The organism is Verrucomicrobiota bacterium, assembly GCA_037139415.1.
GTDB lineage: Bacteria > Verrucomicrobiota > Verrucomicrobiia > Limisphaerales > Fontisphaeraceae > JBAXGN01.
The window spans coordinates 1-21848 of sequence record JBAXGN010000140.1; the positions used below are offsets into that span (position 1 = coordinate 1).

Here is a 21848-nt window from a genome sequence, read left to right on the forward strand (position 1 = left end):
GTATGCGCCTCGCTCGCGTCTCGCCAGCCGCCCAAAATCCTGCGCGCCTTAGCCTCATCTTGAAAGCTCATTGGAATAACGAAAGCTGAAGAGCAAAATCCGAACGCCGAAGAACGAAACGTCGAATGGGGTTTCAACAACAACCGGCGGCAAAGGTGATTTCCGGTTGCCTTGCGTTCCCGTTTCCGATAATTCTCTGCGCATGAAAATCACGAGGTATTCCATCGGGTTATTGCTTTTAGGGGCTCTGCCAATCCTGGCCGCCACCGCCACGGTGCCGTGGCCGGGTTCGCTTTACCTTGCGAATCATGGCTACTGGCGATTGCGCGTACCAGTGCAGGTCGCCAATGATGGGACGGACGCGGTGGTTGGCGAACCAGTCAGTTTTACCGTGCCGGCGCTGGCCGGAGCGCGAGTGGAATCGCTTCGCGTCTGCCGCCCGGATGGTGTGGAGTTGCTGTTCGATCTGCGCGACGCGCGGGGCGGCGTCAAGCGCACCGGCCAACTCGCCGTGGAGGATCAGTTGATCGTGCCCGCCGAGTGTGAGGCGAAAGCAACGGCGCCCTTGTTTGTCTATGCGGGTAACGATCAGGCGTGGGCGGTGCCGGATTTCCTGCCCGCCGGTTTCCGCAATGGTAGTTTTGAAACGGGCGAGGTGGCGCCGGAGGCGTGGGTACCGGCGATGACCGACGAGCAGCATGTGCTAACCTGGGAGAAAAACGGCGGCCGCAACGGCAGCCGTTGTGTCAAAGCGGAAGTGGCGGCGGGTGCGCCCGCGACTTGGGTGCAATGGCAGCAAACCCAGCTTCCCGTCACGCCTGGACGCACCTATCAACTGCGCGCTTGGGTGCGCGCGGACAACGTCACTGGCTACGCGGGTTGGTACATTCACGTCTATGGCGAGCGGGGAGAGGTCGTCAACCAGACGCTCAACGCCGGCAGCGGAGCCTTTGATTGGAAGCTGGTTTCCGTGACGTTTACCGCGCCGACCAACGCGCGCTCCGCCACCATCGGCACGGTCTTACGCGGCACGGGCCGCGCATGGTTTGACGACGCGGAATTCATCGAGGGCGGGGGTAAAAGCGCGCTCCGTGTTTTAGCAGGGCCGGTAGAGCGGTTGGAGTTGAAAAACGAAGCCGTGACAAAAATCAAACCCGGCCCGGATTTCCTGAACCGAGCCGAGGTGGTTGCCCGTAATTTCAGCGAGCGGACCGCTTCGCCCGCGCTGGTGCGGGTGAACTTGAACTACGCGCTGGCACGGCTGCCCGGAGTGTCGCACCAGGCCGCCATCCGCGTGCTGGCGGGCCATGGCGGAGAAGTGCCGTCGTATCGCCTGGGACGCGGCGGAGATTTATTGATCGCCACGGAGCTGGCGGCGCGCTCAGAGCAGTGGTTTCACGTTGGGTTTGGACCGGCGGCAAGGCCGGAGGCGACCTCGGCTCAACTTGATTATCAGCGACTGCTCGACAGCCCAGCCAATCTGGTCACCAACGGCAGCTTTGAGCGGGGCACCGACGCGCCGGAGAATTTCATCAAGCCCAAGTCGGGTGCCGCCAGCAAGGTGACGGCGGGGTTCAGCCCGGATGCCAAGTTCGGACAGCGCAGTTTGGAACTGGCCGTGCCGGAGAATACGAAAAAGGATTGGGTGGGCTGGAATTCTCAACCGATTCGCGTGAAACCGGGCGCGACCTATCTGCTGAGCGGCTGGCTCAAGGGACTCGGTTTAAAAAGTTCCGCCACGATGCATGCGCACTTTCACGATGCCAACGGCGTGCTTTGCAAATCCGGCGCCATGGCCAGCACCAGCCCCAATGTGAGTGGGGATTCGGAATGGGTGAACTCCACGGGCCTGCTCACCGCGCCATCAGACGCCGCCAAAATCACGCTGCATCTCACCATGAACACGTCCGGCACGCTCCGCCACGACGGCATCTTGTTGTGCGAGGTGATGGAAGGCCAAATCGAACACGTCCTGAGCGCGACGGGCAGCGCCCCGCCGCCCAACCAGCCGCTCCAGGTCTGGGAAGTGAATCCGCTGGTGAAAGTGTTCCCGGACACTCCACCGCAGGTCCAGTCACAAGGTGTACAGGTGGAGCTGGCGAAGAACGAATTCGAGCCGTTTCAACTGGCGTTGAGAGGCCGCTTTGGCGCAGCCTTTTCAAACGTGCTGGTTCGGGTATCCTCCTTGAAGAATAGCGCGGGGACCACCCTGCCGCCAGTGAACGTTGAGACGGTTGGTTTCGTGCCGATTGATCATCCCAGCGGCTACTACACCACCGACGTGCCGGATTGGTATCGCAAAGTCCCGCGCGGCAGCAGCCTGACCGATGGTTGGGCTGGCGAATGGCCTGATCCGCTCGTGCCTTCCGCCAGCTTCCCGCTCGCCACCAATCGGACGCAGCCCGTCTGGCTCACCGTTCGCGCCCCGCGCGACGCGGCCCCGGGCGAATATCGCGGCGAAATTAACGTCCTCGCCGAGGGCAAGTTAAGCACCACGCTGCCGCTCAGCGTGATGGTTCACCCCTTCACGTTGCCGGAGCGCACGCGGCTGCAGGTCATTTTCGATTTCCGCCGCGGTCCCGGCGGTTGGTACGGACCGACTGGCGATGCCCCGGGCGAGCGCGAGAAGTGGCTGCGCTTTATTGCCGCGCACCGGCTCGGCATCAGTGGCATCGAGCCGCCGCCCAAGTTCACTTACAAGGACGGAAAAGTTTCGATGGACACGACGGAGTTCGATGTGGCGGCGAAGTTCTGCTTTGAAGAGCTGGGAATGAACGTGAGCTACACACCGCAGTTCTTCTACATGTTCGGCTGGGCCTATCCGCCGAAAAAATTCTTTGGATTCGAGCCGTTCACGCCCGAGTGGACGAGCGCCTTCCAGCAGGCCTACCGGCTGTTTACGGATCACGTGTGTGCGAAAGGCTGGCATGACAAGTTCGTGTATTACATCTCGGACGAGCCTCACTTCACGCACGAGTTCGTGGTCGAGCAGATGAAGAAACTGTGCGCCATCATTCATGAAGTGGACGGTGAAATCCCGATCTACTCGAGCACCTGGCAGCATTGCCCGGCGTGGGATAACGCCCTCGACCTGTGGGGGGTGGGCCAATACGGCTGCTTCCCGGTGGCGGAAATGGAACGGCTGCAAAAGCGCGGCAAGACCATGTTGTTCACCTGCGACGGCCAGCAGGCGACCGACACGCCGTATCTCGCGACGGAGCGGATGCTGCCATACTATTGCCTGAAATACGGCATGAAGGGTTTTGAATTCTGGGGGCTTTCCTGGTGGACCTACGACCCCTGGAAACTGGGTTGGCACTGGTTCATCCGCCAGAGCGACGACGGCAAACGTCATTACTGGATTCGCTATCCGAATGGCGACGGATTCCTCAGCTATCCAGGCCAGCGCGTGGGTGTGGATGGCCCGGTAAGCACCATTCGTTTTGAACAAATCCGCGAGGGATTGGAAGATTTTGAAGCCATGTCCCTGCTGAAAGAGCTGATGGAAAAAGCCAGCAAATCGGGACGTTCGACGGCGGCGGGAGAGCGTGCGCTAACGCTGGCAAAAGACCTGGTGGTAATCCCGAACGCCGGCGGCCCGCGCTCAACGGAGATTCTGGCCGACCCCGATCAGATTCCCCGGATTCGCAAAGCGGTGAATGCGGCCATCGTGGAACTGGGTAAATAACGCGAGTGCCGCCCGCCGAAATTGAATCTGACGGACGCACCCGGACTAATTCCAATGATTAATTAAATCTTCCTCGGTAGGACGGATTGTGCTAAACTGAGAAATTCGTAGCATGAGCACTAAAAGCATCATATTTCAGCCCGCCCGCCGCACGCTCGGACGCTTGCAGAAGGGCGTGGTCAATGTTTTAGGCTTGCTGGATGAAACCAGCGCGTTCAAAGCGGCGTTGGAAGAGGAAAACCGGTTGAACACGCAGCGTCTGAATTTCCTGCGGTTGGTTGGGGTGTCCGGCTTTGCGGTGGCCCGCACTATCCTGGTTTACGGCTACCACCAGAACCAGTGGCGCGATAATTTGTGGCTGATCTGGGCGTATTGGATGCTGGCGGTATTTCTATACGTCGGCAGCCTCGCCGGCCGCACGTTCCAACGCCACAGCCGGCTGGGGGTGACGGTCATTGATGTCCCCTTTATTTTTCAGTTACACCTGATTGCCTTCGCCGACCGCCCCGACACCGCCGGTATGGCTGGCGTTTGCCTGGCCATGTTCATCATCACCATCTTTTTTGCCGGGTTGACTTCGGAAAACTGGCAAATCCTGGTCACCCTGGTGCTGACCGAACTGTGCATGTTCGGGTTACTGTCATTTAGCGGCGGACGGCCCACGGAAGCCATTGCCAGTCTGGTCTTGCTGGTGCTCGCCGCCGCGCTCGGTCTTTACACCAAACAACGGCGGATTGCCTTGTTAAAAAGCATCACTTCCGAGCAGGTGCGCCGGGAACGTCTGGGGCGTTATTTCTCGCCGCAGGTATCCAACTACCTCAATTCCCATCAGGGGGTCATCGCTGCCGGCATGAAGTGCAACATCACGGTGCTCTTTGCCGACGTTCGTGATTTTACGGCCCAAAGCGAAGCCATGCCCGAGGAAAAAGTGCTCGCGTTATTACGCGAATACCATGAGTGCATGGTGCAATGCATCTTTGATCATGATGGCACTCTGGACAAGTTTATCGGCGATGGCATCATGGCCTATTTTGGCGCCCCGGTGCCGCAAACCGACCATCCAATGCGGGCAGTGCATTGCGCCATGGCGATGGAGTTGGCGTTGGCGGAACTCAATGCCGCCCGGATGGCGCGCGGTGAAACTCCGTTGCGCATTGGTATTGGAGTTCACTCCGGCCCGGCGATCATTGGGGACATCGGCACGCCCGCCCGCCGGGAATACACGGTCATCGGTGACACGGTAAATGTTGCCTCACGCATTGAAGGACTCACCAAAGAATGCGGCGAAACGGTTCTGGTTTCAGAGATCACCCGACAGTTGGTGGGCAACACCCTCCAATTCAAGCCCGGCATCGAGTGCCAAGTGAAAGGTAAACGCAACCTGGTACAGGTCTTTGCGCCCATGACGGAACCCGTCATAAGCCAGGCCTGAGTTTTACAGAAGACTGGAGTTGGCGGATGATTCCAGATGAAGAAAATTGGCTTTTGAGTCAAATTTTCCAGAGAATGCCGCGAGGCACTCGACAATTTTTCAGGTGAAATCCGGGACGGAGCCCGATAGGCTAACCAGCATGAAATACTTGATCGCATTCATTGGGATGGCGTTGAGCGGCGTGGTGGCTGCCAATCCCAAGCCGGTACCGGAAACTCCCGGGAACGCCTTTCACCCACCCACCATCACAATCGCTGCTGGAGGACCGCTGGTTTTCGAGCACAGCCAGGATGCGGGACCCGACGAGACGTTTCTATTGATCGGCGACCAACTGACCACCACCTTGTTGGTGTGGGGAGGCAGTGCTGAGAATCCCGCCGGACAGGAATGGAAGTGCAAGGCGCAGTTCCTTACCAATGGTTTGCTGGCGGCTACGCTACCGGAACGCGCCGCCGATGGTCCGTTCCTCGTCTGGGCAAAAAACGGGACTGGATACTCCGCACCAATTGTGCTGAACCAACCGGTGCTATGGTGGTGCCATCCCGCCAAGGCTGCGGTGGGACAGACTGTTCGGCTGTTTGGCCGTAATCTGGCCCGCCGCCCGGATTTTGTGCGCGGTCATGTCTATATCGCGGCTGCGGGGCACCCTGGCGTTTGGGCGCGCGTCATTCGCAGCGGCAAATATGAACTTCAGTTTGAAGTGCCGGAGTCTTTGGCTGCCGGTGACTATCAAGTCTGGGTCCATGCGGGGAATGGCGGAGAATGGGGGTGGAGCGAACCCTTGAAAATCACCGTGACCGAGGCTGACACTAAATCCCTGCAATCCGTGAAATCGCTTGGTTCGGCCTCGGTCCAATTAAAGGCCGGCGTGAAAAGCAGCGAGGTGCAGGCGGCGATGGATACGCTGTCCACGCGCGGCGGTGGGACGGTACAATTGCCGCCGGGCAATGTGCCCTTTAGCGGTACCTTACGCATTCCCGCCGGGGTGACACTGCAAGGGGCCGGTCGGGAGGCAACCACGCTGCAATTGGTGATGGATCCGTCCGTTCACTTCGCCCGATTAAGCGGACCAGGATGGGGAACGGCACCGGGGGCGGTGCATACCGCTGGCGACACTATTGAGTACGATCTGGATATTCCCAAAACCGGTAACTGGACTGTTTGGGTACGGTACGCCACGGATATGTCTCCTTGGAAGCTACCTGGCGTTAGCGGGCACATGAGTTTGCAGGCGGATAACGCGGCACCGGTATTACTACAGAATCTGGAAAATACCGGCGGTTTTGGCGCATTCCGTTGGACGAATTCCGCAACACATGCCCTTACCGCTGGTCATCACAAACTGACTTGGAAAAATGTCAAAGGCGGTGGCGTCAGCCTGGATGCGTATGTATTTGCCTTGGATCCAGCTTATGTGCCCACCATGTCGCCGCCGCCAACCAATTCCAGCACGGTGGTCGTGTTGCAGGGCGAGGATTGCACGCGCTTCACCTCCAAAGATGGCGCGCTGCCGGGTGGCGAACGTGCGGCAGTTTGGCTATGCGGAGACCATGCGGGGGTACGAGATTTGAGCATTGCAGGCAATGCCCAGGTCAACTTGGGAATTGCCGTGCGGTCACTCGACCCGTTGGTTTGGCTGCAGGGCATTCGGATCGAGCGCGTGCGCGTGGCCGATTGCGAGGGGAAACAAGGGGAGAATTGCGGCGTGTATTTCCGCAAGGCCAGCGATTCGCGGGTCTGCGATAATGAATTATGGGGCCGTGCGCCGCTTTTCATTTCCGGCGCGCGCACCACCGAGTTCGCCCGGAATCGTTTGGTATCGGTCACCCGCTTTGGGGGGAATGCCGAGGCGGCCATCCTGGGCCGTAATGAAACGATCGAGGAATGCCTGATTGAAGGGAACGTCGTGGCATCCCCCAGCGCGGCATTGAGCGGCGGTCCCACGGCCCGAAGGCTGATCTGGCTCTCCACCGGGCATGGTTCCATCACCCATAATTGGCTGGCCCGAAACGGGGTGGAACCGGCCCTTGGGCCTGGAGCCACGGTGGGCACTGGCCAAGCCCGATTCGGCGGGGTTGCCGGCACAGATCAAAATGTCGGTGAAATGATCTTATTCGAGGCTAACCATCGAACGATGTTCTTTGGCTCGCTGGCGGACGCGGACGCCCAAGGCGTATTGCTGCCAAAAATAGTGCCGCCAACCCCGGATAACCGTCTGGGCAACGTCAAACGCGACCAACTCGCTCACGACACCGCCGGCAATGAAACTCCATTCTGGCCACCGGACGCGGATGATGGCTCGGAGGAACCACCTATCAGCGAGTACTATGTGACCATTTTTTCCGGCCAGGGCCAGGGCCAAACGCGGCGGGTCATCCGCCGGGTTGGCGAACGGCTGGTACTTGAGAAACCATGGCGGGTACCGCCCCGCGCCGGGTGCATCGTGGCGGTGGGGACCGGTTATTATCGAAATCACATCATGAACAATTATACGCCGGATGGCATGACGGGCATCCAGTTGTGGATTTCCTGCGTCGAGAATGTGATTGCGGGTAACACCATCGCGCGCCAGCGCAAGCCCGGCTTTTACCTGTACGCCAACGGCACCACCCTGGCCTCCTCAATGCCGCGCACTTGGAATCGCGGGATCAGTCCGCTCTTTTGGAATGTCACCGAGGGGAATCGCACCGAAGAATGCAGCGCTGGTGCCTTGGTAACCAGTGGCGACGCGCCAAACCTGCCGGTCGAATTTCCCCGCGCCTTGGGCAACGTGCTTCGTCACAACTCCTTTATCCGCAACCGCACCGACGGCGTCATTCTCACTGCCAAAAAGACCATGGAAGTGGCGGGAGACCGTGCGGTATCCGTCGCAGGGACGATTGTGGAGTTCAACGTGGTGCGGGATGCGCAAACCGGTTATCATGCGGCCAACGGTTCTGACTATACTGTCTTTCGGCGGAATCACGCCTATTTTTGGTATCCGGTTTCCACTGGCACAAATGCGCCGGTGGCGTTTCAGACGGATGTAACCAATGCCGTGGTGGTGCTGGAGAAGAACACCATCGAAGGGATTCATGGCGTCAAAGACGGCAGCAGCATTGACTGGAAACGTGCCGACGGAACCACCCAACGCCTCCCGGAGAAATAAGAATTACACCATGAAATTTATTGGCTGCGGCGGCGTAAAACTGCCCGGGCGGGCGCGCCATCCCCGTCCACCAATTTCAGCGGCAAACAGATCAAATCATAATCGCCGGGTTGAACGTGCGATAAATTCAATCCTTCGATGATCCAGATACCCGCGCCGAGCAGGGTGCGATGCGAGGCCGTGCCATCCTTGTTGTAACCACCCACCGAGAGGTAATCAATCCCGACGGTCAGCACTCGCGCCTCAGCCAGGAAGCGGGCGGTATCCGCTGGAATATAGACAAAATCCGGATCGAACGGCGCGTTTTCCCAGTTGCGGGAAGAATTGCGGGTCTTGAACAACAGACGTTCCCCGGCCTGTAACTGATACTGGATAAGCTCAGCGGGGGAAATAGTGTGGGCATCACGAATTTCCAAGACACGACACGGACCGATGATCGCATCGAAGGGCACGGTGTCAATGCCGGTGCCGTCCCGCAGGAAATGCCGGGGGGCATCCATGTGGGTGCCGGCATGGGCGCTCATGTGAATGGCGGAGAGGTTGTTGCTGGCGCCTGCCGCTATCGCGTGGAGGGATTGTATGTCCACCGGCGGATCGTTGGGCCAGTGAACCATCCCGGAAAACACCGGAACACTGATATCCAGCCATTCAGATTTCATAAAGCAAACATGCCATCATTTGGCGTGTAAACCAACGCCCAACCCAAAGTCCAAACCCACCACCTCGCCATTCGCTAATTTTGCGCGGACGGCGCGACGGCTTCGACGGTTTTGAAATCCACCTGGCCTTGATACTCGTCACTGGCTTCGAGGAACATCCGATAGGGGATGTTGGCCTGCAACGGGTCCGGACGGGCACGCGGCACACTGGGCTTCATGCCTTTGATCGGTGCGCCATAGATGATAATCTTGGTCGGCTGCGAGGCGGTATCCGAAATCATGTGCCAGATGACGCGCGGATGTTTGTTGGTCTTGATGTCATCCACGGAAACGACCTTGAGGCTGGTGAGACGGTATTTGCCATCCAGCATAAAAGTTACGGGAAACACATCCGGATTCAATTTGGAGGTGCGTCCGGGGCGAATGCTCGGAGTAATTTGAATAGACGGCTTGCGAAACCAGTCATTCATATAGCAGTAAGCGACTCCTAAGAGCAGGAGCAGGCACAGTGAAAATATGTTACGTCTGGTCATAAGATCAACAGTCTCAGTGGTTATGACCCTCCGACCGTGCGGAAGGTTACAACCGTTTGCATAATGGTTGGACGTTACAGCGGCGATTATAATTCGTCTTTTTTTGAGAAATAGCGCGATACCGAACCAAACATGAAAACAATCTTGAAGCACGATAAGCGTTCCCAGCCGTTTCTGGCAGGGTTCGCGTTTACGTTGATTGAGCTGCTGGTGGTCATCGCCATCATCGCCATCCTGGCCGGCATGTTATTGCCGGCCCTGGCCAAGGCCAAAGAGGCCGGGCGCAAAATTTACTGCATCAATAACCTGAAACAGCTTGGGTTGTCGTTTGTCATGTACGCGGATGACTATGATGACTTGGCGCCCTTGCGCCGCCATCCGGCCTGGCCAACGGTTCTGCGGGACAACTACAAGGATTTGAAAATCTTGGTGTGTCCGACCGATGGCCCGCTGTCTCCCGCCACTGGCACCAGCACCTCATTCTCAGTCGAAGATCGCAGCCCCCGCAGTTACATGATCAATAACTGGAATGATTTTTATGCGGACCCAGATCCGTCGAAGGTGGATTTCAATCTCATCAGCGCGGCTATGGGAACCAATGCGTTCAAAGTGACAAATATCAAAAAAACCTCAGACACGATTATTTTTGGTGAAAAGGCAAATGACTCTCCCCATTACTTCATGGATTTGCTCGAAGATACTGGCGGGGTTACCGGGAATGATTATACCCAAATCGAGCATAGCCGCCACATGAGCACCGGCATCGCCAATTCCCGCAGTGGCGGGTCGGATTTTGCGTTTGCGGATGGCAGTGCCCGTTATTTGAAATATCCGCACTCCATGGCGCCTGAAAACCTCTGGGCGGTGGTGGATTATTACCGAACAAACAGTGCCTTTGTCATACCTTGATTGGGCGCGAAACCGTGTCACCTGCAATCCCAGACCCATTTTTTATCTGAAAACATGCCGCCTTCCCTGTGAAAGAACAACCATGAAAACAATTTTGAAAAATAAGCAGCGTTCCCAGTCGTTTCCGGCGGGATTCGCGTTCACATTGATTGAACTGTTGGTGGTCATCGCCATCATTGCCATTCTGGCTGGCATGTTGCTGCCGGCTCTAGCCAAGGCCAAGGAGGCCGGCCGGAAGATTAGTTGCCTCAACAACCTGAAACAGCTTGGGTTGTCGTACGTGATGTACACGGATGATTACGAGAGTCGCACGCCGGCACGGTATTCAGCCGCCTTGGGCACGCCCGCCTGGCCCACGTTGTTGAAAAGTGGCTATCAGGATCTGAAAATTTTGATCTGCCCCACCGATGGTCCAAACCCAGGTACTGGTGGCGTAACCACCAATGCGGCGGATTGCGCGCCGCGCAGTTACATGATGTGCGGATTCAATGATTATTACGCCACGGTGCTGGGATTAACTTGGGCTGACTTTCCGGGATCCTTTAATAAAATTACTCCCCTGATGCAGAGCAACTCCATGAATATCGCCCATATTACCGACACCTCGGACACGATTATTTTTGGCGAGAAAGAGACCGTCTCAAAACAATACTACATGGATATGCTGGAGTCTCCGGCTGGCAATGACCAAACGGAGTTGGAGCACAGCCGGCACATGAGTAGCGGGACCAATTCCGCCAGTGGCGGTTCCAATTATACGTTTGCGGATGGAAGCGCCCGATATTTAAAATTCCCGCGCTCCATTCAACCGATCAACGTGTGGGCGGTTGAACCGAATTATCGGAATTATTTCCAATAGCCCGGTCGCCTCTGGAACCTGGTCAATTTAACGTCCATCTCCACTGGCGGGAGGGCTGACCCGCTTCCACACGGCGGTAGGCTGCTTCACGCTGAAAGGTACCCGCTGCCCCGGGCTCGTATGGGTGTAGAGGGAGTACTCGAAGGGAACTTGCTGGTAGTGCCCTGCCAACAGTTTGCTCAGACGGTACTGAAGAATGAACAGGAACCGAAGTTTGCGTGCCCAAACGGGAGCCAGGCTGGCCAGGTCCTGTTGCTCGCGCACAACGCTCGGTTTCAGGCATAGATTGTCTCCAGTATCCGTAAACACCGAGGTAAATCGTGGCAAAACCGCCATGGGCACCCGCTGCTTGATCAGCCGCTGAAGCCATTCTCCGTCACCAACGATTTTGAACCGGGTGTCAAAAAACATCTGACGCTCAGTGATCAACCGACGGCGGAAAAACGTGGCGCAAGTGAGCGTAGCCAGGTTACCGGAAACCAGCGTGTGGTAGTAGGTTGGCAACACGGTGCGGCGATGACACAGGTACCGTCCCGCACTGTCCACCACCACCGCGTCCCCAAACACCACCTCCACTTCGGGATGTCGCTCAAAAAATTCACCGACCGCCGCCAGTGTACCGGGCAGATATTGCTCGTCGCAATTGAGATAGGCCAAAATGTCCCCGGTTGCTCGCCGCAAGCCACGGTTGATGGCGTCATACATGCCCTGGTCCTTTTCCACCACGGCTTTCACACGCCGATCGTACGGTAGCCAATCCAAAGTCCCATCATCAGAACAGCCATCCTGCACCAGATGTTCCACCGCCATCTCTTGGTCGGCAACCGAGGGGATGCAGAGTTTGAGCCACTGGTTGCTCCGAAAACTGGCGGTGATGATCGAAAAGGTCACACGCAATAAGGAAATGCCTTTTCCGGGTCCACTCCAAGGTCCTTGATGGCCTTGGTCACCACGGCGGGTTTAATCGCACCTTTTTGGCAAAGCGAGTACAGGGTGGCGATCACCGTGCTTTCGGCATCCACCTCGAAGAATCGGCGCAATCGCTCGCGCGTGTCGCTGCGGCCAAAGCCGTCCGTGCCCAGCGTCAGCAACCCGCCCGGCACCCATGGGGCAATTTGATCCGGCACCAGTTTCAGGTTGTCGGATACCGCGATGAACGGCCCGGCCTGTTTTTCGAGAACCGTTTCCAGATAGGACTTCTGCGGTATCTCCGACGGGTGCAGCATGTTCCAGCGTTTGACCCGCAGGGCCTCGGACCGGAGCTGCTTGTAATTCGTCGCGCTCCAGACATCTGCGGACACATCGTACTTCTCGGCCAGGATTTGCTGGGCCTTGAGCGCGGAGCGCATGATGGTGCCACTGCCAAACAGTTGGGCTTTGTGTTTCAGTCCATCCGGTCCAGTCTTGAACTTGTAGAGGCCCTTCAGAATGCCCTCTTCGACCCCGGCGGGCATGGGCGGCATGGGGCTGTTTTCATTATATAGGGTGAGGTAATAGAACACTTCCTCGCCTTCCTGGTACATGCGGCGCAAACCGTCGGCAACGATCACAGCGATCTCGTAGGCAAAGGACGGATCGTAGGTCAGCAGCGTGGGGATCGTGCTGGCCAGGATCAGGCTGTGGCCATCCTGATGCTGCAACCCTTCACCGTTGAGGGACGTGCGGCCCGAGGTGGCCCCCAGCAGGAAACCTTTGGCCCGGATGTCTCCGGAAAGCCACGCCATGTCCCCAATGCGCTGAAACCCGAACATCGAGTAGTAAATGTAAAACGGAATCATCGGCACCCCATGCGTGGCATACGCTGTGCCGGCGGCGATAAAGGAGGCCATGGCGCCCGCCTCGGTGATGCCCTCCTCCAAAATCTGTCCATCCTTCGCTTCCTTGTAATAGGAAAGCGATTTATGGTCCACCGGTTCGTATAACTGGCCTTTCGAGGAATAAATACCCACCTCGCGAAACATCGTATCCATGCCAAACGTGCGGGCCTCATCGGGAATGATGGGTACCACGTTTTTCCCGATGCTCTTGTTGCGGATCAGGATATTCAGCAGGCGCACGAACGCCATGGTCGTGGAGACGGCGGACGACGAGCCTTTCAGCAATTCGCCAAAATCCGCCAGGGTGGGCGTGGTTAATTTGGGCGCGCGGGTCTTGCGCTCGGGGATATAGCCGCCCAGCACCTTGCGACGCGCCAGTAGGTAATTCTGTTCCGGGCTGTTCTCCGCCGGACGATAAAACGGCGTCTCGGCAATCACCTCGTCACTGATTGGGATGCCAAAGCGAGCGCGGAACTCGCGCAATTCTTTTTCGTTCAGCTTCTTTTGCTGATGCGAAATATTGCGGCCTTCGCCGGCCTCGCCCAGGCCATAGCCCTTGACTGTTTGGGCGAGAATGACCGTTGGCGCACCCTGATGATCCATCGCTGCCTTGTACGCGGCATACACTTTGCGACGGTCATGGCCGCCGCGCATCAATTTGTGCAACTGATCATCCGAGAGATGATTCACCAACTCAAGCAGCGGAGGATACTTCCCAAAGAAATGTTTGCGAATATACGAACCCGGCTCCACGGAATACTTCTGGGATTCGCCGTCAATGGTCTCCTCCATGCGACGGCGGAGCAGGCCGGTTTTGTCGGCTTTTAACAGCAGATCCCAGTCCGAACCCCAGATCACCTTGATGACATTCCAACCCGCCCCCAGGAAGGCGGATTCCAGTTCCTGGATGATTTTGCCATTGCCGCGCACCGGCCCATCCAGGCGCTGCAAATTACAATTCACCACCCAGATGAGATTGTCCAATTGTTCGCGGGAAGCCAAAGTTAATGCCCCCAGTGTCTCGGGTTCATCAGACTCTCCATCGCCCACAAACGCCCAGACTTTGGGCTCCGGTCCCTTGACCAGACCGCGCGCGGCCAGGTAACGGTTGAACCGCGCCTGGTAAATGGAAAGGATCGGCCCCAGTCCCATGGAGACGGTGGGGAACTGCCAGAAATTGGGCAACAAGTAAGGGTGCGGGTATGAGGGCAACCCGCCGCCCTCGGCCAGTTCCTGGCGGAAATTATGCAGTTGGGCTTCTGTCAACCGCCCTTCCAGGAAGGCGCGGGCATACACTCCGGGGGAGACGTGCCCTTGGAAATAGACCAAGTCGGCGGGCGTTTGGCCGTCGCCACCGCGCCAGAAATGGTTGAAGCCGACTTCGAGCAGCGTGGCGCAGGAGGCATAGGAGGAGATGTGTCCGCCGATGCCGTCGTTATCCCGGTTGGCATTCACCACCATGGCCATGGCATTCCAACGGATGATGCTCTTGATCTTGCGTTCCAATTCCGCGTCCCCTGGATATGCTGGTTCATCCTCCGGCGGGATGGTGTTGACGTAGGGGGTGCGTACCACGTGGGGCACTTCCAACCCCGCGCGCTTCAGACGCTCCACAAAATCGCTCATGAACTGCGCGGCTTCCTCGGGTTGTTGTTCCGCGAGCGTAACTTCGAGCAGGTTTTCCAAACAGGCCATGGCCGCTTTCATGGCGGACTTGGTAGCACGGCTGGGGCCGGCCATTTGCGTTGTCATTGTCTCGTTACCCATAAATCAATGTTCCCCGGAATGCTGAACGACCTTTCCGGATGGTTTTAACAGCGCCTAGCTGTCATTTAAAGCGGATAAGATAGACTCGAATCGGGCGAATTACAACTGTCCATTAACCTGCCTGTTAGCTGGCATAAACATGCAGAGTGCAGTGTGATAAATCAGATTTGATTTTTTGAATCATCCGGCGTCAGTTCTTCATTGAAAACCTTATGCAAAGATGGTATGGGGTACTTATGGTTCATGGTAAGCGTCCATGTAAAACGGGTTTTGGCCAATCTGCCGGTCAGCCGGCATCACACCCCATAACATTACGACAACACTACTTGCACTCCTGGAGTTCAGCGACTACGCCTTCATCGCCGGTATTGTGGTCATCTTTGCCGGTGGCGCCGCCTTCACCACGCGTCAGGACATGAACCTGGCTCGGTTGGAACGGCAGTTGCGGGAGCTTCAGCACAAGCTGGACGCGCTCATCAAACACCATGGCGTTGAAGTACCGTCACCACCGCCGTCCGGCCTATCGCCGGAGGTCGAGCGGATGGCCAAAGACCCAAGTCAGAAGATCGCTGCCATCAAACTCTACCGGGAGGAGAATCCCGGAGTCGGCTTGGCCGAAGCGAAGGCCAGGATCGAAGAGTTCCACCAGAACAGCCGATGAGATGAACGGGAATATCACAATCACTACAACCAACGCCGGATGGTATTTTGCGCACTGTTATGCGGTTTATGCCTTGTGGTTCGGTGTGACTGAGGTGTATCGGTTTGCATATGACACAGTATAAGACCGCCGCTTCGACCCTGCTGGTGTGGTGCTTGCTGCTTGGCTGTGCCAGCCCTTGGGTACCGCCAGAGCCGGAGCCGCCAGAATTACGGGAATTACGTCCAAAACTCGCCAACCTTAAGCAGGGAATGTCCGAAACCGAAACTTTTAAACTGTTGGGCCTAGACAGTTCCAAGATGGAGCCAAGCGGCTGCTTGCACGAGCAAAACTACGCCCGCTTCTATGAGCGGAATTACATACTTACGATTCATTTCGACTGCGAAGGCACGAATGGACTCGCGCTCGGCTGGGGGAAGATCACCACCTTCAAAAGGCGGGAGGAGGTTTGGCCAAAGTGAACCGGCATAACAAAATCACGAGAGCGAATGCGGGCGGGCCGCGCCAGTTGCCAATTTGGACACGCTGGACCGCCCGCGTCGCTCAGTTCCGGCGTTAGCATTTTTGCGGATACCATGGCTACGAACAACAGCCCAACACCTGAGCCAAGCAGAAAACCAGAGGTTTTCGTAACGTGCCTTTTTGCCGTTCTTGCCTGTGGCATTCTCTTTTTGAGCTAGAAAAACATGATGCCTGACATTTATATAGCAGCCTCGATCACCAGTGCTTTATCGCTGATAATTCTAGGTGGTTTGCTCTTTCTTCGTGCCCCACGAGAAGACAGACCACTTCTCGCCCTGTTGGTTCTGATCATGCTCCCCATGAACGCGTTGGCTTTCCATTTGATTCGGATGCCAGTTGATGGCTGGCTGTCCGCAGCGCTGGGGAAACAGAGTGGCGTATATCAATGCGTTCGCATGTTATACGCACCACTAACAGAAGAACCTGCCAAATTGTGGCCTTTTCTCATTCCCTGGCTCCATGGACGCATGAAGTCCAGACCGGCTTACCGCATTGCGTTTGCTATCGGCCTTGGTTTTGGTGTTGGCGAAGCCTGGACGGTAGCCAACCTGTTATCGAAATCACCGGAGTTCGCCAAGTATCCCTGGTATCTGCTTGGCGGCTATATGTCAGAGCGGATGATGGTTTGTGTCATGCATTCCGCGTTCACGGCAGTGGCGCTTACCCTCATGTTCAATCAGAAACGCATCGTGGCTGGACTGTTGGCCTGCATCTTCCTCCACTTTGCAGGGAATTTCCCGATCTTCCTGGCTGGAAAGAATGTATGGGGTCTTGGCCCAAACACATGGAGGATTATTCTCCAACTTTGGGTGCTGCTCTATTTTCTCGCCATGGGTGCGCTGATTGCCTATCTGGTGTATGGCAAACAATGGTTCAGCAAAGTGATTCGAGGACAGGTCAAATGCCCGGAATGTAAAGCGTTCTATGTGCATCCAATCTTTGGAGTTAATCTTTTACACAAACGCTATGAACGATGTCTTCACTGCAAAAGGTGGCATCTGGTTAGCGCATTCGATGAAGAGAATACCGAAGCCAACAATTCCATGCAGACGACGCCCAATGGCGCGCCTGATAAATAACGTTCGGCGACAACTGCAAGCCATGCAACTTTCTCCATTCATAGCGCTGCTCGTGATGCTGCTCTGGCCTCGGTTCGCCTCTGCGGAATCCGCCCCCGTTTCGTTCGCGTACCTCCTTCAGGCCGACGCCTTCGCGAAAACGAAGTCCGATGCCGTCGACCGGCTCACTGCGTGTGGACGCGATTGGATCGTGCTCGATGCGGCGTTTGCCAGCGACACACCGTGGGCGCGCGCGGACCTCGATACGATCCGCGCCGGGCAGGTGGGGCGAAAAGTGGTCGCCTACATTTCCATCGGCGAGGCGGAAGACTACCGTCCCTACTGGCGCCAAGAGTGGGGGAGAAAGGGCAAACTCACCGCCGCCGCGCCTGCGTGGCTCGGTGTCGAGAACCCGGAATGGAAGGGCAACTATCGCGTGAAGTATTGGCACGCCGAATGGCAAAAGCTCATGCTTGCCACCATTGACGACGCGCTGACGCGCGGTTTTGACGGGGTGTATCTGGATATCGTGGACGGCTTCGAGACATTCGAGCAGGATGGCACGGAGTTCATTGCTGACCGTGTGAACCCGGAGACGAAGCAGAGTTATCGCCGCGACATGGTGGACTGGGTGAAAGCCATCGCGGCGCGCGTGCGTGCGCGAAATCCCACCGCCCTCGTCATCCCGCAGAACGGCTCGCAACTGCTGGCGCATGCGGATTTCCTCGCCGCAATCAGCGCCATCGGTATCGAGGATCTCTTCATGAATGGTAACAAGCTTCAGCCCAAGTCGCACACCGACGAAGTGCTCGGTCACCTGAAGAAAATTGCCGCGGCGCAGAAGCCGGTGCTCCTCATCGAGTATCCCAAGCGTACAGAGCGGCAAACTTTGTCAAAACAGTTGGCGAAGGAGAATGGACTGATTTGGTTGGAAACAGATCGGGAACTTAAAACGCTCGGCGCGTCGGGAAAGTAAGGCTGGAGAAGGTGGCTTCGTTCAACCATGCGCTGCAGCAGAACCCGGCCAACACCTGAACTACACACAAAAACCAAAAAAAGGCTTGCACACGGGCATTGACCGGCATAGTGTAAGCGACTTGTCTTTGGACATTACGAATAAGATATGAATGCGGAATTATGTAGATTGGCTTTGATAAAAGTTGGCAACCCCAACATTTTGGTCAACATGCTTTCCAAGCGGGTTCGGCAGTTGAACTCCTCCGGGAGCATCAGCCGGCCGTTGATCCAGGACACGACTGGACTGGGCGCGGCGGATATCGCGTTGCGCGAAATTGTTGAAGACAAGATGTTCTTTGAGGCGGCGATTACGACGGAACTGGTCGCGGAAACCGCCCCCAAGAAACGTCGAAAAGCAGCTTAATTGGGTGCTTTTTGCCGCCCGGCGTTCAGCCAGAAGCAACCCTTCTGGCTGATTTGTTTTCATGGCTGACCTCGTCACCAATCCGACCGCCCGACGGGATTTTCATATTCTGGAAACCTTCGAGGCGGGCATCGTGCTGCACGGCACCGAAGTGAAGGCGTTGCGGGCTGGGTTGGGGCAGATTCGGGACGCGTTTGCGCGTGTGGAGCGTGACGAGGTGTGGCTCCACAACGCCCATATTGATGAATACAGCCACGGTAACCGCGAGAATCATCAGCCCAAGTCGCCCCGCAAACTGTTGCTGCACAAAAGCGAAATCCGCAAACTCGCCGGTTTTTCCGCCGTCAAAGGCCAGGCTCTCATCCCCCTTTCCTTCTACTGGAAACAGGGTAAAATCAAGGTCAGTCTGGGTGTCGCCAAGGGCAAGGCCGAATATGACAAACGCGAGGACCTCCGGCGACGTGATGCCGAAAAAGAACTCAAACAAGCCATGGCCACGCGAATCCGGCGATCGTGACGGCGGGCCGCAATTTTTTCGTGCGTACCTTCCACTGCCACAGTATTCTTTGACCCATGCGAAATCCGATCATTGTAGCCTTGGATGTTCCCAACGCTGAAAAAGCCGTGGCGCTGGCCGCCAAGGTGGCACCGGCGGTGGGGGCTTTTAAAATTGGCAGCGAGCTGTTCACCAGTGCCGGTCCCGATATTGTCCGGCAGATTCGCGCCACCGGCGCCGCTGTTTTTCTGGACCTGAAGTTTCACGATATCCCCAACACTGTTGCCAAGTCCGTCGCCGCCGCCGTCCGGCTGGATGTGCAGATGCTGACGATTCATACGAGCGGTGGCCTGGAAATGATGAAGGCGGCGGAAAACGCCGCGCGACAGACCGCCCAGCAGGAGGGCAAAGCGCTGCCCTTGGTGTTGGGAGTCACCGTGCTGACCAGTATGGATGCCGCCGAACTGAGTCGCATTGGCGTGGGTACCGATCCGGGCAAGCAAGTCGAGCGTATGGCGCGCCTGGCGATGGATGCCGGGCTGCGGGGATTGGTGTGTTCGCCGCTGGAACTGCCGGTGCTGCGCAGTTTCCTGCCCAAAGAAATACAATTGGTCACCCCGGGCATTCGCGCGGCCGATGACGCCGCCGGCGATCAGAAGCGCACCTTGAGTGCCCCGGACGCTGTCAAGGCCGGGGCCGATTGGCTGGTGATCGGACGTCCCATTTATGCTGCGCCCGATCCGCGTGCGGCGGCGGAACAGATTTGGGCCTCCATCCCATAGCTTGGTCATCCTCTTTACCGTTTTCGGCTCGGGGTAGGGGACCTTTAGCGCATCGAAACAGGGGCCGGGTTAATCGCGGAATTAGGCTGAAATAAGGCTTGCATCCATCCTGTCCGAGACTATGCTCCCTCTTGCCTTGACCCCGTGTGTGCGGGTGTCGCAGTGAGGCTGAGAAACGAAATAGTTAACGCGTAACCTAACTTTTTAACCTCCGTTGCAGCGCAACGCACGGTACGTTAGGCAGCGGAGTCTTCGGCGGGCCAACGTGCCCCAACCAGGTCTCCCACGCAAGTAGAATAGAGAGAAAGTATTGTTACATGGCTACCCATGCCGACTTCGCAGAGTTATTGAAACAGTTCGACCGTCCCCTGAAGGCCGGCGATATCGTCAAAGGAATCATCCTGGAAATCCGCGGCAAAGAAGTGCTCGTGGATATTGGTGGCAAAAGTGAGGGCGTTGTGCCCGGGATTGAGTTCGCGGAATTCAGTGCCATCAAGGTGGGTGATGAAATTTCCGTGCTGATCGAAAAGCTGGAAGATAAAGAGGGCTACGTCCACATCTCCAAGGAAAAGGCCGAGTTCAAGCAGAACTGGGAAAAAATCCTGGCGATCGCCAAAGAAGGCGCCACCGTCTCCGGCAAGGTCAAAGCTGCGGTCAAAGGCGGCCTCATCGTCAACATCGGCGTTGAAGCATTCCTGCCTTCCTCCCAGATTGACATTATTCCCCCGAAAAACCTGGCCGTTTTCCTTGGGCAGACCATCGAATGCAAAGTCGTCAAGGTCAACCAGGAACGCCAGAACGTGGTGCTGAGCCGCCGCGAGTTGATCGAGCAGGAACGCAACGAGCGCCGCTCGAAGTTGCTCACCGAAATGGTCCCGGGCGACATTCGCAAGGGTACCGTCAAGAATATTACCGACTTCGGCGCGTTCATTGACCTGAACGGCTTGGACGGCTTGCTGCACATCACCGACATGAGCTGGGGCCGCATCGGGCATCCCTCGGAAATCCTCAAGGTCGGCCAGGAAATTGACGTCGTGGTGCTGGACATCAACCGCGAGAAGGAACGTGTCAGCCTGGGCCTGAAGCAGAAGCTGCAAAATCCGTGGGAAACCATCGAGGCGAAATACACCGTGGGCCAGAAGCTCAAGGGCAAAGTCGTCAACTTGGTTCCGTACGGCGCGTTTGTGGAAATCGAACCCGGCGTCGAAGGCCTCATCCATGTCACCGAATTGTCCTGGGTCAAGCGCATCGCCAAGCCCTCCGACGTTCTCAAGCAGGATCAGGAGATCGAAGCCGTGGTGCTGGGCATCAACAAGGAAGAGCAGAAGATCTCCTTGGGCATCCGCCAACTCGAAACCAATCCGTGGGACAAGGCCATGGAAAAATATCCCCCGGGCACCAAGGTCAAGGGCAAGGTGCGCAATCTTACCAGTTACGGCGCGTTTGTGGAATTGGAAGAAGGTCTCGACGGCATGGTTCATGTCTCCGACATCTCCTGGACGCGCAAGATCAACCATCCCTCCGAAGTGCTCAAGAAGGGCGACGACGTCGAGGCGGTGGTGCTCGAAATTGACAAGCCGAACCAACGCATCGCGCTGGGCCTCAAGCAGCTCTCCACGGATCCGTGGGAGAACATTGATAAGTTCTACAAGGTGGGCGATCTCGTCACTGGTGCGGTCACCAAGCTGGCCAGCTTTGGCGCCTTCGTGGGCCTGCAACACGACATTGATGGTTTGGTCCACATCTCCCAGGTGAGCGAAGACCGGATTGACAAGATCAAGAACGTCCTCAAGCTCGGTCAGGAAGTTAACGCGCGCGTCATCAAGATTGACAAGAGCGACCGCCGGATTGGCCTATCCATCAAGGCGGCCAACTACTCGCAGGAACAACTCGTGGCCGAGCAGAAGCTGCTCGACCAACTCAAGCCGGGCGAAGACCTGGTGGCGCTGCAACACGCGTTCGAGGCGTTCGACGAGGAAAACAAACGCGACTGATCAGTATTATCGCTCGGCACCTCTGCCGAATATGCAAACAGCGGGCTGGAAACAGCCCGCTGTTTTTTATTAAACGATGCGCTTTGCGAATTACGGCATCAACGCGGTGCCAATGCGGTAGAACTTGAACGGCCCGGTCGCC

17 protein-coding genes are annotated in these 21848 nt (G+C 57.0%); 12 read left to right on the forward strand and 5 right to left on the reverse strand.

The features are described from left to right. Window positions 1–202 precede the first annotated feature (202 nt). From WCO56_20985 to WCO56_20995, 3 genes are all read left to right on the forward strand, one after another. Window positions 203–3688: a glycoside hydrolase domain-containing protein gene (locus tag WCO56_20985; GenBank protein MEI7732062.1), complete on the forward strand. Its 3486-nt coding sequence runs from the start codon at window positions 203–205 to the stop codon at window positions 3686–3688. 112 nt (window positions 3689–3800) lie between these two features. Then, entirely contained in the window at window positions 3801–5120 is a 1320-nt protein-coding gene (locus WCO56_20990) for an adenylate/guanylate cyclase domain-containing protein (protein ID MEI7732063.1), read from the forward strand. A 139-nt stretch (window positions 5121–5259) separates the two neighbouring features. Then, a complete protein-coding gene (locus WCO56_20995) occupies window positions 5260–8268 on the forward strand; it encodes a hypothetical protein (GenBank protein MEI7732064.1) in 3009 nt (1002 codons plus the stop codon). A 17-nt stretch (window positions 8269–8285) separates the two neighbouring features. Here the strand turns inward: WCO56_20995 and WCO56_21000 are convergent, their stop codons facing one another. Then, window positions 8286–8927: a cyclase family protein gene (locus tag WCO56_21000; protein ID MEI7732065.1), complete on the reverse strand. Its 642-nt coding sequence runs from the start codon at window positions 8925–8927 to the stop codon at window positions 8286–8288. Between the two features lie 74 nt (window positions 8928–9001). Further along, window positions 9002–9397: a hypothetical protein gene (locus tag WCO56_21005; protein MEI7732066.1), complete on the reverse strand. Its 396-nt coding sequence runs from the start codon at window positions 9395–9397 to the stop codon at window positions 9002–9004. Window positions 9398–9592: 195 nt separating this feature from the next. On the opposite strand from WCO56_21005, the gene WCO56_21010 reads away from it, so the two are divergent. Then, entirely contained in the window at window positions 9593–10369 is a 777-nt protein-coding gene (locus tag WCO56_21010; protein ID MEI7732067.1) for a DUF1559 domain-containing protein, read from the forward strand. Window positions 10370–10451: 82 nt separating this feature from the next. Further along, window positions 10452–11228 carry a DUF1559 domain-containing protein gene (locus WCO56_21015; protein ID MEI7732068.1) on the forward strand — a complete coding sequence of 259 codons (777 nt, stop codon included), beginning with the start codon at window positions 10452–10454 and terminating at the stop codon, window positions 11226–11228. 27 nt (window positions 11229–11255) lie between these two features. Here WCO56_21015 and WCO56_21020 read toward each other — a convergent pair whose 3' ends face one another. Both WCO56_21020 and aceE read right to left on the reverse strand, forming a co-directional pair. After that, window positions 11256–12119 carry a glycosyltransferase family 2 protein gene (locus tag WCO56_21020; protein MEI7732069.1) on the reverse strand — a complete coding sequence of 288 codons (864 nt, stop codon included), beginning with the start codon at window positions 12117–12119 and terminating at the stop codon, window positions 11256–11258. Further along, the gene (aceE, locus tag WCO56_21025) at window positions 12116–14797 is read right to left on the reverse strand and encodes a pyruvate dehydrogenase (acetyl-transferring), homodimeric type (protein MEI7732070.1); all 2682 of its coding nucleotides are present in this window, start codon (window positions 14795–14797) and stop codon (window positions 12116–12118) included. Before aceE ends, WCO56_21020 begins: the two co-directional genes overlap by 4 nt. A 385-nt stretch (window positions 14798–15182) precedes the next feature. On the opposite strand from aceE, the gene WCO56_21030 reads away from it, so the two are divergent. The 4 genes from WCO56_21030 to WCO56_21045 all read left to right on the forward strand — a co-directional run bounded on the left by WCO56_21030 (window position 15183) and on the right by WCO56_21045 (window position 18029). Further along, window positions 15183–15473 (forward strand): hypothetical protein, encoded by a 291-nt coding sequence (locus WCO56_21030; protein ID MEI7732071.1) that lies wholly within the window; start codon window positions 15183–15185, stop codon window positions 15471–15473. 110 nt (window positions 15474–15583) lie between these two features. Beyond that, window positions 15584–15934 (forward strand): hypothetical protein, encoded by a 351-nt coding sequence (locus WCO56_21035; GenBank protein ID MEI7732072.1) that lies wholly within the window; start codon window positions 15584–15586, stop codon window positions 15932–15934. Between the two features lie 225 nt (window positions 15935–16159). Beyond that, entirely contained in the window at window positions 16160–17074 is a 915-nt protein-coding gene (locus tag WCO56_21040; protein MEI7732073.1) for a hypothetical protein, read from the forward strand. A gap of 22 nt (window positions 17075–17096) precedes the next feature. Then, window positions 17097–18029 (forward strand): MJ1477/TM1410 family putative glycoside hydrolase, encoded by a 933-nt coding sequence (locus tag WCO56_21045; GenBank protein ID MEI7732074.1) that lies wholly within the window; start codon window positions 17097–17099, stop codon window positions 18027–18029. Between the two features lie 159 nt (window positions 18030–18188). Here WCO56_21045 and WCO56_21050 read toward each other — a convergent pair whose 3' ends face one another. Then, window positions 18189–18497, reverse strand: a complete 309-nt coding sequence (locus WCO56_21050) for a hypothetical protein (GenBank protein ID MEI7732075.1) — start codon at window positions 18495–18497, stop codon at window positions 18189–18191. Between WCO56_21050 and smpB the strand changes: the two genes are divergently transcribed. The 3 genes from smpB to WCO56_21065 all read left to right on the forward strand — a co-directional run bounded on the left by smpB (window position 18496) and on the right by WCO56_21065 (window position 21706). After that, window positions 18496–18951, forward strand: a complete 456-nt coding sequence (gene smpB / locus WCO56_21055; GenBank protein ID MEI7732076.1) for an SsrA-binding protein SmpB — start codon at window positions 18496–18498, stop codon at window positions 18949–18951. The two genes, WCO56_21050 and smpB, sit on opposite strands and share 2 nt — an antisense overlap. A gap of 56 nt (window positions 18952–19007) precedes the next feature. Continuing rightward, window positions 19008–19712 carry an orotidine-5'-phosphate decarboxylase gene (pyrF, locus tag WCO56_21060; protein ID MEI7732077.1) on the forward strand — a complete coding sequence of 235 codons (705 nt, stop codon included), beginning with the start codon at window positions 19008–19010 and terminating at the stop codon, window positions 19710–19712. Window positions 19713–20029: 317 nt separating this feature from the next. After that, window positions 20030–21706: a 30S ribosomal protein S1 gene (locus tag WCO56_21065; protein MEI7732078.1), complete on the forward strand. Its 1677-nt coding sequence runs from the start codon at window positions 20030–20032 to the stop codon at window positions 21704–21706. Window positions 21707–21848: the final 142 nt, after the last annotated feature.